16 protein-coding genes and 1 pseudogene are annotated in these 15,783 nt (G+C 73.0%); 9 read left to right on the top strand and 8 right to left on the bottom strand.

What is annotated here, in order from left to right; all coding sequences use genetic code 11:
• Nucleotides 1-18 precede the first annotated feature (18 nt).
• Both P3T41_RS30610 and P3T41_RS30605 read left to right on the top strand, forming a co-directional pair.
• Entirely contained in the window at nucleotides 19-6,591 is a 6,573-nt protein-coding gene (locus P3T41_RS30610; protein ID WP_280693821.1) for a type I polyketide synthase, read from the top strand.
• A 188-nt stretch (nucleotides 6,592-6,779) separates the two neighbouring features.
• On the top strand, nucleotides 6,780-7,520 hold the full coding sequence (locus P3T41_RS30605) for a chitinase (protein ID WP_280693820.1): 741 nt from the start codon (nucleotides 6,780-6,782) through the stop codon (nucleotides 7,518-7,520).
• A 166-nt stretch (nucleotides 7,521-7,686) separates the two neighbouring features.
• Here P3T41_RS30605 and P3T41_RS30600 read toward each other — a convergent pair whose 3' ends face one another.
• Nucleotides 7,687-8,397, bottom strand: coding sequence for a hypothetical protein (locus tag P3T41_RS30600; RefSeq protein WP_280693819.1), 711 nt, complete (start codon nucleotides 8,395-8,397; stop codon nucleotides 7,687-7,689).
• 76 nt (nucleotides 8,398-8,473) lie between these two features.
• Between P3T41_RS30600 and P3T41_RS30595 the strand changes: the two genes are divergently transcribed.
• A complete protein-coding gene (locus tag P3T41_RS30595; RefSeq protein ID WP_280693818.1) occupies nucleotides 8,474-9,391 on the top strand; it encodes a LysR family transcriptional regulator in 918 nt (305 codons plus the stop codon).
• Here P3T41_RS30595 and P3T41_RS30590 read toward each other — a convergent pair.
• On the bottom strand, nucleotides 9,384-9,878 hold the full coding sequence (locus P3T41_RS30590) for a universal stress protein (protein WP_280693817.1): 495 nt from the start codon (nucleotides 9,876-9,878) through the stop codon (nucleotides 9,384-9,386). The two genes, P3T41_RS30595 and P3T41_RS30590, sit on opposite strands and share 8 nt — an antisense overlap.
• Nucleotides 9,879-10,020: 142 nt before the next feature.
• Entirely contained in the window at nucleotides 10,021-10,164 is a 144-nt protein-coding gene (locus tag P3T41_RS30585; RefSeq protein ID WP_280693816.1) for a hypothetical protein, read from the bottom strand.
• A 225-nt stretch (nucleotides 10,165-10,389) separates the two neighbouring features.
• On the opposite strand from P3T41_RS30585, the gene P3T41_RS30580 reads away from it, so the two are divergent.
• Nucleotides 10,390-10,971 (top strand): DUF5994 family protein, encoded by a 582-nt coding sequence (locus P3T41_RS30580; RefSeq protein ID WP_280693815.1) that lies wholly within the window; start codon nucleotides 10,390-10,392, stop codon nucleotides 10,969-10,971.
• A gap of 15 nt (nucleotides 10,972-10,986) precedes the next feature.
• On the opposite strand, the gene P3T41_RS30575 is transcribed toward P3T41_RS30580, so the two are convergent.
• A complete protein-coding gene (locus tag P3T41_RS30575) occupies nucleotides 10,987-11,238 on the bottom strand; it encodes a hypothetical protein (RefSeq protein ID WP_280693814.1) in 252 nt (83 codons plus the stop codon).
• A 272-nt stretch (nucleotides 11,239-11,510) separates the two neighbouring features.
• Between P3T41_RS30575 and P3T41_RS30570 the strand changes: the two genes are divergently transcribed.
• Together P3T41_RS30570 and P3T41_RS30565 are read left to right on the top strand one after the other, a co-directional pair.
• Nucleotides 11,511-11,867 (top strand): PRC-barrel domain-containing protein, encoded by a 357-nt coding sequence (locus P3T41_RS30570; RefSeq protein WP_280693813.1) that lies wholly within the window; start codon nucleotides 11,511-11,513, stop codon nucleotides 11,865-11,867.
• A gap of 32 nt (nucleotides 11,868-11,899) precedes the next feature.
• Nucleotides 11,900-12,064 (top strand): hypothetical protein, encoded by a 165-nt coding sequence (locus tag P3T41_RS30565; protein ID WP_280693812.1) that lies wholly within the window; start codon nucleotides 11,900-11,902, stop codon nucleotides 12,062-12,064.
• Nucleotides 12,065-12,102: 38 nt separating this feature from the next.
• Here the strand turns inward: P3T41_RS30565 and P3T41_RS30560 are convergent, their stop codons facing one another.
• Nucleotides 12,103-12,696, bottom strand: coding sequence for a helix-turn-helix domain-containing protein (locus tag P3T41_RS30560; protein WP_280693811.1), 594 nt, complete (start codon nucleotides 12,694-12,696; stop codon nucleotides 12,103-12,105).
• 124 nt (nucleotides 12,697-12,820) lie between these two features.
• Here P3T41_RS30560 and P3T41_RS30555 point away from each other — a divergent pair, with 124 nt between their 5' ends.
• Entirely contained in the window at nucleotides 12,821-13,933 is a 1,113-nt protein-coding gene (locus tag P3T41_RS30555; RefSeq protein WP_280693810.1) for an NAD(P)/FAD-dependent oxidoreductase, read from the top strand.
• A gap of 49 nt (nucleotides 13,934-13,982) precedes the next feature.
• Here the strand turns inward: P3T41_RS30555 and P3T41_RS30550 are convergent, their stop codons facing one another.
• Together P3T41_RS30550 and P3T41_RS30545 are read right to left on the bottom strand one after the other, a co-directional pair.
• The gene (locus tag P3T41_RS30550; protein ID WP_280693809.1) at nucleotides 13,983-14,576 is read right to left on the bottom strand and encodes a cupin domain-containing protein; all 594 of its coding nucleotides are present in this window, start codon (nucleotides 14,574-14,576) and stop codon (nucleotides 13,983-13,985) included.
• A gap of 37 nt (nucleotides 14,577-14,613) precedes the next feature.
• Nucleotides 14,614-14,736 carry a hypothetical protein gene (locus P3T41_RS30545; protein WP_280693808.1) on the bottom strand — a complete coding sequence of 41 codons (123 nt, stop codon included), beginning with the start codon at nucleotides 14,734-14,736 and terminating at the stop codon, nucleotides 14,614-14,616.
• Between the two features lie 147 nt (nucleotides 14,737-14,883).
• Between P3T41_RS30545 and P3T41_RS30540 the strand changes: the two genes are divergently transcribed.
• Both P3T41_RS30540 and P3T41_RS30535 read left to right on the top strand, forming a co-directional pair.
• The gene (locus P3T41_RS30540) at nucleotides 14,884-15,486 is read left to right on the top strand and encodes a TetR/AcrR family transcriptional regulator (protein WP_280693807.1); all 603 of its coding nucleotides are present in this window, start codon (nucleotides 14,884-14,886) and stop codon (nucleotides 15,484-15,486) included.
• A gap of 25 nt (nucleotides 15,487-15,511) precedes the next feature.
• Nucleotides 15,512-15,664 (top strand): annotated as a pseudogene (locus P3T41_RS30535) (IMP dehydrogenase); the annotation flags it as partial.
• Here P3T41_RS30535 and P3T41_RS30530 read toward each other — a convergent pair.
• Nucleotides 15,604-15,744 (bottom strand): hypothetical protein, encoded by a 141-nt coding sequence (locus P3T41_RS30530; protein WP_280693841.1) that lies wholly within the window; start codon nucleotides 15,742-15,744, stop codon nucleotides 15,604-15,606. The pseudogene P3T41_RS30535 and the gene P3T41_RS30530 overlap by 61 nt on opposite strands.
• Between the last annotated feature and the right edge of the window lie 39 nt (nucleotides 15,745-15,783).

The raw sequence follows: 15,783 nt of genomic DNA, 5'->3' as shown, positions 1-15,783 counted from the left end.
CCCGAACGAGAGGCTCACGTGACCACCAACGAGGACCGGCTCCGCGACTACCTCAAGCGGGCCACCACCGAACTCCGCCAGACCCGGCAGCGGTTGACCGACACCGAGGAGCGGGTCAGGGAGCCGATCGCGATCGTCGGGATGGCCTGCCGCTATCCGGGTGGGGTGCGTTCGCCGCAGGAGTTGTGGCGGCTGGTGGAGCAGGGTGTGGACGCGATCGGGGAGTTCCCGACCGATCGTGGTTGGGATCTGGCGGGTCTGTACGACCCGGATCCGGAGCGGTCGGGCAGGAGCTATGTGCGGGAGGGTGGATTCCTGTACGACGCGGCCGAGTTCGACCCGGACTTCTTCGGGATGAGCCCGCGCGAGGCGCTGGCCACCGACCCGCAGCAGCGGCTGCTGCTCGAGACCACCTGGGAGGCGCTGGAGAACGCCGGGCTCGACCCGGCCACCCTGCGCGAGAGCGACACCGGGGTGTTCGCCGGGGTGATGTACAACGACTACGCCGAGCAGGCCAGGCCGGCCCCCGCCGAGTTGGAGGGGTTCCTGGGCGTGGGCAGCGCGGGCAGCATCGCCTCGGGGCGGATCTCCTACCAGTTCGGCTTCCGCGGGCCCACCCTGACCGTGGACACGGCCTGCTCCTCCTCGCTGGTCGCCGTGCACCTGGCGATGCGGGCGCTGCGGCTGGGGGAGTGCGGGCTGGCGCTGGCCGGCGGGGCGACCGTGATGGCGACGCCGGCGGCCTTCGTGGAGTTCAGCCGCCAGCGCGGCCTCTCCCCGGCTGGCCGCTGCAAGTCCTTCGCGGACGCGGCGGACGGCGCGATCTGGTCCGAGGGCGTCGGCATGCTGCTGCTGGAGCGGCTCTCCGACGCCCGGGCCCACGGACACCCCGTGCTGGCCGTGTTGCGCGGCTCCGCCGTCAACTCCGACGGCACCAGCAGCCAGTTGACCGCGCCGAGCGGCCCGTCCCAGCAGCAGGTGATCGAACGGGCGCTCGCCGACGCCCGGTTGACGACGGCGGACGTCGACCTGGTGGAGGCGCACGGCACCGGCACCACGCTCGGCGACCCGATCGAGGCGCAGGCGCTGCTGGCCACCTACGGGCGCGGCCGGGCCGCCGATCGACCGCTCTGGCTGGGCTCGATCAAGTCCAACATCGGCCACGCCCAGGCCGCAGCCGGGGTGGCCGGGGTGATCAAGGCGGTCGAGGCCATGCGGCGCGGCGTGCTGCCCGCGACCCTGCACGTGGACCGACCCTCCACTCACGTGGACTGGTCGGACGGTACGGTCGCGCTGCTCACCGAGGCCCGGCCGTGGCCCGAGCGGGCGCCCCGGCGGGCGGCGGTTTCCTCCTTCGGCCTGAGCGGCACCAACGCGCACGTGATCCTCGAACAGGCGCCGGCCGAACCGGTCGCCGAGCCTGCTGCTGAACCGGTCGGCGGGCCGGTACCGCCGGCCCCGGCGCTGCCCTGGCTGCTCTCCGCGCGCAGCGAGGCCGCGCTGCGGGCGAGCGCCCGGCGGCTGCTGGAGTCGGTGGCGGCCACCGAGCCGGCCGACGTCGGCCACGCGCTGGCGACCGCCCGCGGTTCCTTCGAGCACCGGGCGGTGGTCGTCGCGGCCGAGCCCGACGACTTCCGCCGGGCCCTGCTGGCCCTGGCCGAGCAGCGTCCCGCCGCCGAGTTGCTGACCGGCCGGACCACCACAGGCCGGACCGCCTTCCTCTTCCCCGGGCAGGGTGCCCAGCGTCCCGGCATGGGCCGTGAACTGCACGCCGCCTTCCCGGTGTTCGCCGCCGCCCTGGACCAGGCCTGCGCCGAGCTCGACCGCCACCTGGCGCGCCCGCTGCGCGAGGTCATGTTCGCCGACCCGGGCACCCCCGAGGCGGCGCTGCTCGACCAGACCGGCTACACCCAGCCCGCACTCTTCGCCTACGGCACCGCCCTGTTCCGCTTGCTGGAGAGCTTCGGCGCGGTGCCCGACCTGCTGGCCGGGCACTCCGTCGGCGAGCTCGCCGCCGCCCATGTCGCCGGCGTTCTGTCGCTGCCCGATGCGGCCGCGCTGGTCGCCGCACGCGGCCGGCTGATGCAGGAGCTGCCGGCCGGCGGCGCGATGGTCTCGGTCCAGGCGGCCGAGCAGGAGGTCCGCCCGCTGCTGGCCGATTACGGTGACCGGGTCGGGATCGCGGCGCTGAACGGACCGGGCTCCGTGGTCCTCTCCGGCGAGGCGGCGGCGGTCGCCGAGCTCGCCGAACACTTCCGTGAACTTGGTCGCAGGACCAAGCAACTGACGGTCAGTCATGCCTTTCACTCGCCGTTGATGGAACCGATGCTGGACGGGTTGCGCGCGGTCGCGGCAAAGGCGGCGTTCGCCGAACCGCGGATCCCGATCGTCTCCACCCTGACCGGACGGATCGAGAGCGGCGGCCTGGGCGACCCCGAGTACTGGGTGCGGCACGCCCGCGAGGCGGTGCGGTTCGCCGACTGCGTCCGCGAGTTGGTTGCGCAGGGCGTGGTGAACCACCTCGAACTGGGGCCGCAGCCGGTGCTCACCGCGATGCTGGCCGACTGCCTGCCCGACGACCCGGGCGCCGTGCTCGGCGCCGCGGGCCGCCGTGACGTGTCCGCCGTCCAAGGCGTGCTGCTGGCTCTCGCGGCGCTGCACGTCCGTGGCGTCGAGGTGGACTTCAGCGCCGCGTTCGGCACCGGGCGACGCCCGGTCGAACTGCCCAACTATCCCTTCGAGAAGGATCGTTACTGGCTCGGCTCGCCCCTCGTCACGGTGGATGCGGCGGGCCTGGGCCAGCGGGTGACCGGACACCCCCTGCTCGGCGCCACCCTGGACCTCGCCGGTGACCGGACCCTGGTCCTCACCGGCCGTCTCTCGCTGCGCACCCACCCCTGGCTGGCCGACCACGCGGTGGCGGGCACCGTGCTGCTGCCCGGCACCGCGTTCGTCGACCTCGCCCTGGAGGCCGGTCGGCAGGCGGGCTGCGACCGGGTCGAGGACCTCACCCTGGAGGGGCCGCTGGTGCTGCCCGTGGACGGCGACGTCCACCTGCAGCTCGTGGTCGGCGCCCCCGACGAGGCCGGGCGGCGGCCGATCGACATCCACGCGCGGCGCGCTGGGACCGATCAGGACGAGGAGGAGCAGCCCTGGACCCGGCATGCGACCGGGCTGCTCGACCGCACCGACCCCGACGGGCCGGCGCCGTGGGCGGCAGAGCAGTGGCCGCCCGCCGGTGCCACCGCGCTGGACACCGGCACCCTCTACCAGGAGCTGGCACGGCTCGGCCTCGGCTACGGCCCCGCCTTCCAGGGCCTGGCGGCCTGCTGGCGCCTGGGCACGGACCTCTACGCCGAGGTGGCGCTGCCCACCGACCTGCCCACCACGGGCTTCGGCGTCCACCCGGCGCTGCTGGACGCGAGCCTGCACGCGCTCCTCTTCCAGGACCGCACCGGGCCGGACGGCGCGCCACAGCCCATGCTGCCGTTCTCCTGGCGCGGCATCACCCTGCACGCCACCGGTGCCGCCGCGGCCCGGGTGAAGCTCTCCCCGGCTGGGCCGGACGCCGTCACGCTCACCGTCACCGACCCGGTCGGCGCACCGGTCGCCGTGGTGGAGTCGCTGGCGCTGCGACCGCTGGCCGCCGACCAGTTGGCGGCGGACCTGCGGGCGGCGGCCGGCACCGAGGCACCGCTCTACCGCCTGGAGTGGCTCCCGCTGCCCGAGCCGGCCACGGCGGGCGGCCGTGACGGCGACCCAGCGGCGGACACCTGGGGCACCGTCACGGCCGAGGAGCTGCCCGCGCTCGCCGAGTCGATCGCGGCGGGCGCACCGGCGCCGCAGACGGTGGTCCTCGCCTGGGCGGGCGGGGCCGGCGGTGGCGCGGAGCCCGGTGACGAGCTGGCCGAGCAGGTCCGCCGCGCGGTCCACGAGGTGCTCGACCTGGTCCGCCGCTGGCTGGCGGACGACCGGTTCACCGGCAGCCGGCTCGCCCTGCGCACCCGTGGCGCCGTGGCCGCCCGGCCGGGCGAGGATGTCGCCCAGCTGGCCGCCGCCGCGCTCTGGGGCCTGCTGCGCACCGCCCAACTCGAGTACCCGGACCGGCTCCTGCTGGTGGACTGCGACCCGGACCGCGAGGCCGACCAGGACCGCGAGACCGACCCGGACCGCGCGGTGGCGCGGGCGCTGGCCACCGGTGAGCCGCAGACCGCGATCCGCGACGGACGGGTGCTGGCACCGCGGGTGACCCGGGCCGACACCACCGGCCACCTCGTCCCGCCGGTCACCGGCCACTGGCGCCTGGACACCCTCGAACCCGGCACGTTGGAGCGGCTGGCGCCGGTCCCGGACGAGGACGCGGGGCGGCCGCTGGCCCGAGGCGAGGTCCGGATCGCCGTCCGCGCCGCCGGACTGAACTTCCGCGACGTGCTGGTCGCCCTCGGCATGTATCCGGGCGCTGCGGTGCTGGGCGGCGAGGGCGCCGGCGTGGTGCTGGAGACCGGACCCGGCGTGCCGGACCTGGCCCCCGGCGACCGGGTGCTGGGCCTGTTCGCGCCGGCTTTCGGCGCGACGGCCGTCGCCGACCGCCGCCGGCTCGCCCGGATCCCGGCCGGCTGGACCTTCGAGCAGGCCGCCGCGGTGCCGACGGTCTTCCTCACCGCCTATCACGGCCTGGTCGACGTGGCCGGGCTCAAGGCGGGCGAGCGGGTGCTGATCCACGCCGCGACCGGCGGCGTCGGCATGGCCGCGGTCCAACTCGCCCGGCACCTGGGCGCGGAGGTGTTCGGCACCGCCAGCCGGCCGAAGTGGGACACGCTGCGGGCGAGCGGACTGGACGACGCGCACATCGCCGACTCCCGCACCCTCGACTTCGAGCAGCAGGTCCGGGCGTCGACCGGCGGCCGGGGCGTGGACGTGGTCCTCGACTCGCTGGCCGGCGAGTTCGTCGACGCCTCGCTGCGGCTGCTGGCACCGGGCGGCCGGTTCGCCGAAATGGGCAAGACCGACATCCGCGACCCGCAGGCGGTCACGGCCGACCACCCCGGCATCAGCTACCAGGCGTTCGACCTGGCCGCGCTGGACCCGGACCGGATCGCCCAGCTGCTCGCCGAGGTGCTGGCGCTCTTCGAGGCCGGGGCGCTGCGGCCGCTGCCACTCACCAGCTGGCCGCTGCACCGCGCGCCCGAGGCGTTCCGGCACCTGCAACAGGCCCGGCACGTCGGCAAGGTGGTGCTGAGCATGCCGGCCCGGCTGGACGGCCCCGGCACCGTCCTGGTGACCGGCGGCACCGGCACCCTGGGCGCGCTGGTCGCGCGCCACCTGGTCACCCGGCACGGCGCCCGCCACCTGCTGCTGGTCAGCCGCCGGGGCCCGGACGCGCCGCACGCCCGGGAACTCGTCGCCGAGCTCACCGCGCTGGGCGCCCGGGCCACCGTCGTCGCCTGCGACACGGCGGACCGAGCGGCGCTGGCCGCGCTGCTCGCCGCGATCCCGGCCGAGCATCCGCTGACCGCCGTGCTGCACGTGGCCGGCGTCACCGCCGACGCCGCGCTGGCCGGCCTGACCGCCGATCAGGTCGACGCCGTGCTGCGGCCGAAGACCGACGCCGCCTGGCACCTGCACCGGCTGACCCGGGACAGCGGCCTCGCCGCCTTCGTGCTGTTCTCCTCGCTGGCCGGCACGCTCGGCAACCCGGGGCAGGCCAACTACGGTGCCGCCAACGCTTTCCTCGACGCGCTGGCCGCCCACCGCCAGGCCCGCGGCCTGCCCGGGACGGCGCTGGCCTGGGGCATGTGGGCGGCGGAGAGCGCCCTGACCGGCAAGCTGGGCAAGGCCGAGCTCGACCGGCTGCGCCGCACCGGCATCCAGCCGATCGAGGCCGAGCAGGCGCTGGACCTGCTCGACCGCGCGCTCGGCGGCCCGTTCCCGGTGACCCTGCCCGCCCGCTTCGACCACGCCGCCCTGCGGGCGCAGGCCGACGCCGGGCTGCTCCAGCCCGCGCTCACCACCCTGGTGCGGGCCCCCCGGCCCCGGGCCGCGGCCGGTGCGCCCGCGAACGCCAAGTCGCTGACCGACCGGCTGGCCCGGCTCCCCGCGACCGAGCAGCTGGACCTGCTGCTCGACCTGGTCCGCGGCGAGGTCGCCACCGTCCTCGCCCACGGCAACCCGGCCGCCGTCGACCGTGAACGCGCCTTCAAGGACCTCGGCTTCGACTCGCTGACCGCGGTGGAGCTGCGCAACCGCCTCAACGCGGCGACCGGCCTGCGGCTGGCCCCCACGCTGATCTTCGACCACCCGACCGTCGCGGCCCTGGCGGGCTACCTGCACGTCGAACTGGCACCGCGTGAGATCCCCTTCGTGGAACGGATGCGCGCCGAACTCGACGCCCTGGAGGCGGCCTTGCTCGCCGCTGACCCGGCCCCGGCCGAGCGCACCGAGATCCACCGCCGGCTCAGCTCCCTCACCGCCAAGTGGGCCGGTCCGCAGAACAGCGACGAGCCCACCGACGTCGACGACCTGCTCCAGGCCGCCGGCACCAGCGAGCTCTTCGCCTTCATCGACCAGGAGCTGGGCCGCACGGTGGACTGAGCAGCCGCGAGGCCGTCAACCCGTGGGCAAGATCGTCCCCGAGCGAGTGATCTACCGTCAATTCACGCTTGTTCGTGCCGAATTCATGAAAGGCTCCAGCCGTTGATTCGTCCTCGAAGCTCCGAGAATCCGAATCACTCGCCCCCGACGACTCGAGCAGCTCGGTCCCCGCCACCGAAGGAGTGCAGATGTCCCTTTCCCGTGCCGTATCCCGAACCCGGTCCCGCGTGCTGGCCATGCTGAGCGCCGCGGCGGTCGTCAGCGGGCTGGCGGTCGCCGTTCCGGCGGTGCCCGCCTCGGCCGCCGGGTCGTTCGTGGTCAGCCAGGCGCAGTTCAACCAGATGTTCCCGGCCCGGAACGGCTTCTACACCTACCAGGGCCTGACCAGCGCACTGAGTGCCTACCCGGGATTCGCCACGACCGGCAGCGATGCGGTGCGCAAGCGCGAGGCGGCCGCCTTCCTGGCCAACGTGAGCCACGAGACCGCCGGCCTGAAATACATCGTCGAGCAGAACCAGGCCAACTACTCCCACTACTGCGACCAGAGCCGGCCCTACGGCTGCCCGGCCGGTGTGGCCGCCTACTACGGGCGCGGCCCGCTGCAGCTGAGCTGGAACTTCAACTACAAGGCGGCCGGTGACGCCCTGCACATCGACCTGCTGAAGGACCCGTACCGGGTGGAGCGCGACGCCGCCGTGTCCTGGGAGACCGCCCTGTGGTTCTGGGACACCCAGAAGGGCGCCGGGACGATGACCCCGCACGACGCGATGGTCAACGGCAGGGGCTTCGGTGAGACGATCCGCAGCATCAACGGCGACCTGGAGTGCAACGGCAAGAACCCGGACGAGCGCAACGACCGGATCAACCTCTACAAGAGGTTCGTCGGCGTCCTCGGTACCGACGTCGGCGGCGGCAACATCTCCTGCTGAGCCGGCATCAGATTCTGCGGCGCTGAGCGCGCGGCACCGAGCGCGGCGTCCGGGAAGGTGGCGAGCGGGCTTCTGGCGTGGGCCTCGGGCACGGTGCACGCGCGCAGCCAGGCGCGGACGGGGACGCCTGCCCGGTCCAGCACGGTGCCCAGTACGGTGCGCGCGCTCATCGGGCGGCGGCGTGGTCGGTGGCGGCTGCGGCCAGTCCGGTGATCAGCGGGTGGACCCGGGTGCCGTCACCGTCCAGCTCGGGCTGGAAGAGGGTGGCCAGGAAGAAGGGGTGGGTGGGCAGTTCGGCGATCCGGACGTCGCCGGACTCATCGGTCCCCGTGAAGGCCAGGCCGTGCTCGCGCAGCACGTCCAGGTGTTGCGGGTTGACGCCGTAGTTGCAGTGGTACCGCGCCTGGGTGCGCTCCGCGCCGAGCAACTGGGCGGCCCGGGAGCCGGGGGTGACCCGGACGGCTCCCTCATGGCCGACCAGCGAGCAGGCCAGCGGGAGGATCACCGCGTCCTGGTCGGCGGTCGCCGGGTCGTTCTCGGCGTGGCCGGCGCGGTCGAGGCCGCAGACGTCGCGGGCGAACTCCAGTAGTGCGTGCTGGAAGCCGCCGCAGGTCCCCAGGAACGGGATGCGGCTCTCGCGTGCGGTGCGGATCGCCGCCAGGGCACCGTCCTCGCTGCGGTAGGGGCTGCCGGGCAGGACCCAGATCGCGTCGAAGCCGTCGAGGTCCTGGTCGGCGTCCTCGCTGGGGATCCAGTAGGCGTCCAGGTCCAGCCCGTCCCGTCCGCGCAGCGTCTCGAGCAGGCCGGGGATGCGGGTGTGGGCGCGGACGGCGTCGGAGCGGTCGCCGACCAGGGCGATACGTGCGGTGTGGTTCATGACCACCATCCTGCTGGCCCTCCAGCATCAGGTCCAACGATGTTCTCTGCACCGTGCATAAGCAACACTGATGCACGTGAATCCGCATCTGCTGCGCACCTTCGTCGCGGTCCTCGACCAGCGCTCCTTCTCCGCCGCCGCCTCGGTGCTCGGCTACACCCAGTCCGCCGTCTCCCAGCACATCGCCGCGCTCGAGGCCGACCTGAGCACCCGACTGATCGAACGCCGCCCCGTGGCCCCCACCCCGGCCGGAGCACGACTGCTGGAACACGCCCCCGCCCTGCTGCTGCTCCTGGACGCCGCCCGCGCCGACATCACCCGCCTGCGCCACACCCACCCCACCCGGCTGACCCTCGCCCACGCGCCCGCCGCCCTCGGTCCCGCCGTTGCCCGGGCCCTCGCCCAACTGCGCACCACCACCCACCCGCTGGACCTCGAGGTACGGGTCCTCGGCCGGGACGCGGTGATCGAGAACGTGCTCACCGGGGGCGCCGACATCGGCCTGGTCGACGGCGCCGCCGCCCCCAGCGACCCGCTCCCACTGCCCAACCTCGGCCCCACCACCACGCTCGCCGCAGCCGAGGAGACCCTGGCCGTGCTCTTCCCCCGCGACCATCCGCTGGCCGGGCGCGGGTCGGTGCGCCTGATCGACCTCACGCAGGCCCAGTGGATCGACGCCCCCGACACCGCGATCCCGCTCGACCGGCTGCGCGCCGTCTGCCGAGCCGACGGCTTCCACCCCCGCGTCCGCCACCGCGGGACCGATCTGCACGGCCTCGCCGCACTGGCCGCCGCCGGCCACGGCCTCGCCGCGCTCCCGCTGCCACTCGCCGCCACGCTTCCCGGCATCGCGGCCGTCCCGGTCGCCGCACCCCGCCTGGTCCATCGGACGGAACTCATCCACCCGGCCAACCCCACCGAGGCTGCCCGGCGGTTCGCCGATCTCGTGACCGATCGTCAGGTGCCGGACAGGCCCCAGGACATCGTCAGGTAGCGGCGGTGTCGTGCTCCACCGGTATGACCACGACGGGAAGGTGAGCGTGGTGGACGACCTCGGTGCTGGTCGAGCCGAGGGTGAGGCGTCCCCACGCACCTGATCCCCGGGAGCCGACCACGAGCAGGCAGGCACCCTTGCTCGCTTCGAGCAGGACCTGCGCCGGACGGCCTTTCTCGCAGACGATCTCCACGTCCACGGCGGGTCCGCCGAGCTGTTGCCGCAGTTGCTCGACGGAGTCGGCCACGGCCTGGGTGACGAGATCGCGCTGCTGGGGGATGGGGTTGCTGTCGGGGCCGGAGTCGACCGCCCGTTCGAAGCCTGAGTGCAGGGTGGGCGTGTACTCGTATGCGCAGACGGCTCGCAGCCCGGTGCCGCGCAGTTGGGCCTCGCGCAGCGCGAAGGTCACAGCCTGCCGGGCTGGGACCGAACCGTCCGTGCCGACCACGATCGGGCCAGCCGGGTGGGGGACGGGAGGATCGGTCATGGGGGACCTCCAGGGATTCGGCGGGCGTGCAGGCGCGCGTGGCCGTCCTGTTGCGGCCGGCGACGGGGCGGCCTGTGCGGTCGTCCGGCACCGAGCCACTTCTCAGCCTGCTCCTGTCCGTCTGCGGGCACCAGCGCTCGCATCACACGTGGAGCGGGACGGTGGTGACGACGATCTCCGGGAGGATGGGGGAGAGGGCGATCTTGAGTGGTAGGTGGTCGAGTGTGGCCAACGGGGCGTCGGGACTGGGCGCACCGCTGCCGCCGTCCTTCTCTGTGTTCGACACGCCACACAGTGTTACGCATGGCGTCCTCCGGTGAGGCAAGGCGCCCGCCGGGTCGCGACCAGGGCGTGGCTGCCGCGCCAGTGCTCGCCCCGGCCTTGCTCGGAGTAACCTGGGTGTCACCGAAGGCACTTCGAATGCCGGCACCGGACACTGGCGTCGTCTCCGGCGCGCGGCTCTGCCGGACCCCTGCTCCGGGGGTCCGGAGACAGGTGCTTGATCATGACTATGACCCTCGACCGTGCGATCGCGATGCGATCCATCGACTCCGACGTGCGGTTGTCGCTTGCGCCTGACGGCGTACGGCCGGGCCGCCTGGATGGTGCGTGGTGGCCCCGATCACGTGACCTTCTTCTCGAAATCCCCTCCCTGGCCGCGGCATTGGAGAAGCGCTGGGGTGAGGTCCTGCGGATCACCGTGAACCCGGCGCAGTGGCCGGTCATCCCGCGGCGGATCCCGGTCGCGGGACACCTCGTGCACGTGGGCTGGTTCAGTGAGGAACAGGACCAGCAGGAGATCGTGGTCTGTTCCTACGCCCCGCTCCGACTCGAGCTGCTGGTCGTCCCGCCGTCCACGGACGTGGTCGATGCCGCTCGGCTGATGTCGGCGGCTGCCGACCCGGCCAGTACCCGTACCGCGAGCGCCCTGATCGCCGGAGAGGGGAAGGGCGGCGTCGATGGGAACGCGGGCCGGGGCGTCCGCTCGGGCTTCCTCCCGTCGGCCGCCAAGCCCGCCGGCGGCGCCGACGAGGCCGCCGGCCGCGCGCGCGTCGCCCGGACGCGGGCGGCCGCGTGGTGCGGGGCGGCGTAACCAGGCGTTCCTGCCCTAGCCCTGTGACCACTCGCTCTCGGCCTGGGCACCGTCGGCGGGGTCGCCTTCCTCGCGGACGCGGACCCTGACAGCCCGGGGGCCGGGAGCGGGTTCGGACAGCGTGCGGACGAACACGTCCCGCAGGTGGTTCGCCGCCTGCTGGGGCGGCCCGTCGTAGTCCAGCGGATTCGACATCGGGGCACCAGTTCGCCGGGACCAGAGGCCCTCGTCGTCCTGGACCTCGAGGATCCACCGATAGTGCCGCACCTTGACCTCCCGCGACGACGATTCCGATCCTCCACCTGCACCCGACCGTACGGGCACGACGGCGGCGTGGCGACCGGTGGACTGTCGCCGACACCGAAGGGGGCCTGTGTCAGGACGGTTCATTGGTGACGGACCGTCAGGCGGGAGGGGTTGGTGTTCATGGAGCAGGAGGGGCTGGTGTTCATGGAGGGATCGGGCGCAAGCTGGAAGGTACAGGCCGGCGGAGGCCGGGCGGGGCCCGTCGTGCCCCGTGCGGTGTGAAGGGAGCCGAGATGATCGAGATGGGCGACATCCGTGAGTGGCGCACCCATGACGTCGTGGACTCGGGTGGCCACAAGATCGGCGCGCTGGAGGCGGTGTACGTGGACACCAGCACCGATGAGCCGGCGATGGCGACCGTCCAGATCGGCCTGCCCACCCGACATCGCCTGGTATTCGTGCCGTTGGACGGCGCGAGCGTGGGGCCCGGGTATGTGAAGGTCGCCTTCGACAAGGCACTGGTGAAGGGTTGCCCGGCGATCGGTATGGACGACATCCTGCCCGCCGAGGACGAGGAGGCCGTGTTCCGGCACTACGGCCTGACCTACCAGGTGGGCGCCGGCGGAGAGCGCCAACTCGCCCGCCGTTGAGCACTTCGGAACTACCACCGGGGAGTCATGCGATGGTCCTCTTCCTGTTCATCGTCATCGTGGCGATCCTGCTGGGTATCGTCGGCGCCGTCGTGCACGGGCTGATCTTCCTCCTCGTCATCGGCGCGGTCCTCCTCGTCGCCGACGTGGTGTACATCGCCGTGCGCTCGTCGCACAGCCGGCGTTCCCTGCGCTGACCCGCCCGCACATCGCACGTCGGCCCGCCTGCGCCGGGTCAGCTGCCCGGGTGGGCGGCCGCCCAGCCGTGTTCGAGCAACGCGAAGGCCTCGTCGGCGGCTCGGCGCGGCTCGGGGTGCCGCAGGATGAGGCTGCGGGACTCGAGAGCGAAACGCGCCAGGGCCGCGCAGCTGACCTCGTCCTCGGGGACGCCGACCGCCTCGGCGATGGCCCGCGCCAGCGCCGCTTCGTGGCGCGTCCACATCCGCTGGGCGTAGTCGCGCAGCGCCGGGGTCTCCTGCACCAGGCGCGTGAAGTCGGCGAACCGCGAGTCCGTGGCATGGACGGCCAACTGGGTCTGCTTCAGCAGGATGTGCTCGCGCAGCGCCTGCGGGATCGACTGCCCGTCGGTGCGGTCGCGCACGGCGGCGACGAGCGCGGCTTCCAGGTCGTCGTCCTGGTCGAAGACCAGGGCTTCCTTGCCGGAGAAGTGCTTGAACAGGGTGGTCACCGAGACGTCGGCGGCGTCGGCGACGTCCTTGACGCCGACCTGGTCGTAGCCGCACTCCAGGAAGAGTTCGAGTGCGGCGTCGGCCAGGGACTGGCGGGTCTGGGCCTTCTTGCGCTCGCGGCGCCCGGTGGGTTCGGTCACTCGCCCACTGTACTCCAGGGTGCAACGGCTATGAAAGTGTAGTCGTTGCACTTATTTCATGAGTGTGCTTTCTTGGTAGCGCCGGCCTCCCGGCGGCTCACCCAACCTCCCGAGGGACACTCCCATGAACTCTGCTCGTGACCCCCGCATCGCGATCGTCGGCGCCGGCCTCGGTGGCCTCATCTGCGCTCGAGTCCTTCAGCAACACGGCCGCTCCGTCACCGTCTTCGAACGCGAGGCAGCCGCCGACGCCCGCCCGCAGGGCGGCACCCTGGACATGCACGCCGACACCGGCCAGGCCGCCCTGCGCGCGGCCGGGCTGTTCGACCGGTTCCAGGCGCTGTCCCGCCCCGAAGGAGACGAGTGGCGCGTGCTCGACTTCGCCACCGCCGCCCCGCTGGCGCAGCAGGTGCCGGCCACCGGAGAAGGGCCTCGGCCGGAGATCGACCGAGGCCAACTGCGCGCGCTGCTCCTGGACTCGCTCACCGAGGACACGGTGCGCTGGGGCCACGCCGTCAGCGGGGCCACCCCGCTGCCGGACGGCACCTGCCGGCTGCAATTCGGTGACGGCACCGCCGAGGAGTTCGACCTGGTGGTCGGCGCCGACGGCGCTTGGTCGCGGGTCCGCCCGGCCCTGTCGGACGCCGTCCCCGGCTACACCGGTGTCACCTTCGTCGAGGTCGGCTTCGACCGCTGCGACACCCGCCACCCCGACCTCATGCGGCTGGTCGGCAACGGATCGATGCTGGCCAAGGGCGTCGACGGGACCCTGTTCGCCCAGCGCAACAGCAATGACCACATCCGCGCCTACGTCGCCTTCCGCGCGCCGGCGGACTGGCAGGTGGCCGCGGGTGTCGACCTCGACGACAAGCGGGCCGTGCGGACACACCTGCTGCGGATGTTCGACGGCTGGGACGAGAGCCTGCGCTACCTGCTGCGGAACAGCGACAGTGGGTTCGTCAACCGGCCCCTGTTCGTGCTGCCCGCTCCGCACACCTGGGCGCACGTTCCCGGCGTCACGCTGCTCGGCGACGCCGCGCACCTGATGCCGCCGGTCGGGCTGGGCGCCAACCTCGCCATGCTCGACGGCGCCGACCTCGCCCACGCCCTCGTCACCGAACCCACCGTCGACGATGCCGTCCGCGCCTACGAGAGCGTCATGCTGCCGCGCTCGAGCGAGGCAGCGACGGGCTGTGCGCAGGCACTCGACCACATGGTTCCCGCGCCGACCCGCTGAGCTTCCCTGAGCGTCCCTGAACGTCCCCCGGAGCGTCCCTGACGGATCGTCAGCGCGGCGGCCCCACGATGACGCTGCCGTACTTCTCGACGAGGGCGGGGTCGGGCGTCACCTGGAAGCCGGGCGGGCGCGGCGTGGACTTGTCGCGGCCGCCCTCCCGGAACATCTCCTCGATCCCGGCCGGCGTGTTGACCACCAGCAGGTCGGCCTTCTTGGAGGTGATGCGGTACCCGTGCGGCTTCAGCTTCGGCAGGAACACCACGCCGCCCTCGGCGAGTTCGTACTCCTGATCGTCGCACCACACCAGGGCGGTGCCCTTGATCAGCAGGAAGATCTCATCCTCACGGGTGTGCATGTGATACGGCGGCGCCTCGCCCTCGGCGACGTCGAAGCGCCCCATCATCAGCTGGCCGTCGGTGGCCTTGGCGTCGAGCAGCATCGCCAGCGTGCCGCCGCCGAGCCATTCGAGTTGTTGCTGCTGCTCGGGTTGCGCGAGGTAGAGCATGCTCATTGCGAGCTCCGTTCGAGGTTCGGGATCGGGTTCGGGTTTCGCGGTCAGTTCGGGGTCCTCGGCGCGGTGCGAGGCGCGCGGCCAGCCCTGGGTGACCTTGATCGGCAGCCCGGCGTCGGGGTCCGCGGACACCAACGAGACCTTGACGAAGACATCGAGGTCGCTCTGGTCACTCGAGGCGTAGCGGTAGGTGACGCAGCGCCTTCTGGTGGGGAGACGCGCCCAGCACGATCGGACAGGGGCCGCGCCCGCGCACCTCGACTTCGAACGGCGCTGCGTCCACGTCGACCATGTGGTCCCAACCTTCCGGTGGCATCGGGTAGTACGGGGAACCGCCGCCATCGACACGACTAAGCGGACAGTATCGTCCGTTTGATGGAGCGTCAATGACGCGGACGGGCTGTCGGACGAGGGCGGCGGTGGTGCCATCATCGACGGTGTGACGAAGGCAGAGTCGAACGAAAGCGCCCCGCGGCGGGAGCTGCGGCGTGACGCGGCCGACAACCGGGACCGGGTGCTGGCGGCGGCGGCCGCCGCTGTCAGGCGGGAGGGCACCGCAGTACCGATGGCGACCGTCGCGGCGGACGCGGGAGTCGGCGTGGGCACCGTCTACCGCCACTTCCCCTCGCGCGAAGCCCTGCTCGGCGCCCTGACGCACCGCTCCTTCCAACTCGTCCTGGGCGCGGCCGGCCGGGCCGCCGAGACCGATCAGTCCGGACTCGAAGCCGTGCGCTGCTTCCTCGACCAGACCATCGAGCACGGTCCCGACCTCGTACTGCCCCTGCACGGCGGTCCGATGCCCCTCGACCAGGACACCCTCGCCCTCCAGACCGAGGTGCACCGCGAGCTCGGCTCGCTGCTGAGCCGGGGCAGGCAGGACGGCACGATCCGGGACGACGTGCGCACGGCCGACCTGGTGATCTTCGGCGCGCTGATGGCGCAACAACTCCCGCACGTCACCGACTGGCACCGAGCCGCGCGACGCCTGGTGGACGTCTTCCTCGCCGGCCTGGCACCGACGGCCCAGCCGCTCAGGAGCTGAGCCGGAGCGAGGGGCCGCCGGCGAGTACGTGCCGATCTGCTCCGACGGCGGACTGGCGCACGACTACCACGTGGCCCTGGCGCTGGCGATGGGAGCGGACTTCGTCATGATGGGACGCTACTTCGCCCGCTTCGGCCAGGCAGCCGGCGCGAAACTCGTCACCCGGGACGGCTTCGTGTCGTCGACCGCGCTGAGCGGATCTTGGCGGCCTTCGCCTTCCTCGATCAGGCAGCGGCGCAGCAAGTCGGCGTCGGGCAGTGCGGTGTTCGCGCCGTTGCCGCAGGTCGGGGAGGCGGC

Origin of the sequence: Kitasatospora sp. GAS204B (genome assembly GCF_029892155.1) — a bacterium.
In the GTDB taxonomy this organism is placed as follows: domain Bacteria; phylum Actinomycetota; class Actinomycetes; order Streptomycetales; family Streptomycetaceae; genus Kitasatospora.
This window is presented reverse-complemented; position numbering and strand designations above follow the sequence as displayed.

Excerpts from the sequence above, each read along its gene's own strand:
- P3T41_RS30605 (WP_280693820.1), top strand. The coding sequence starts at position 6,780 with ATGTCCCTTTCCCGTGCCGTATCCCGAACCCGGTCCCGCGTGCTGGCC.
- P3T41_RS30600 (WP_280693819.1), bottom strand. The coding sequence starts at position 8,397 with ATGAACCACACCGCACGTATCGCCCTGGTCGGCGACCGCTCCGACGCC.
- P3T41_RS30590 (WP_280693817.1), bottom strand. The coding sequence starts at position 9,878 with ATGACCGATCCTCCCGTCCCCCACCCGGCTGGCCCGATCGTGGTCGGC.
- P3T41_RS30580 (WP_280693815.1), top strand. The coding sequence starts at position 10,390 with ATGACCCTCGACCGTGCGATCGCGATGCGATCCATCGACTCCGACGTG.
- P3T41_RS30570 (WP_280693813.1), top strand. The coding sequence starts at position 11,511 with ATGATCGAGATGGGCGACATCCGTGAGTGGCGCACCCATGACGTCGTG.
- P3T41_RS30565 (WP_280693812.1), top strand. The coding sequence starts at position 11,900 with ATGGTCCTCTTCCTGTTCATCGTCATCGTGGCGATCCTGCTGGGTATC.
- P3T41_RS30555 (WP_280693810.1), top strand. The coding sequence starts at position 12,821 with ATGAACTCTGCTCGTGACCCCCGCATCGCGATCGTCGGCGCCGGCCTC.
- P3T41_RS30545 (WP_280693808.1), bottom strand. The coding sequence starts at position 14,736 with ATGGTCGACGTGGACGCAGCGCCGTTCGAAGTCGAGGTGCGCGGGCGC.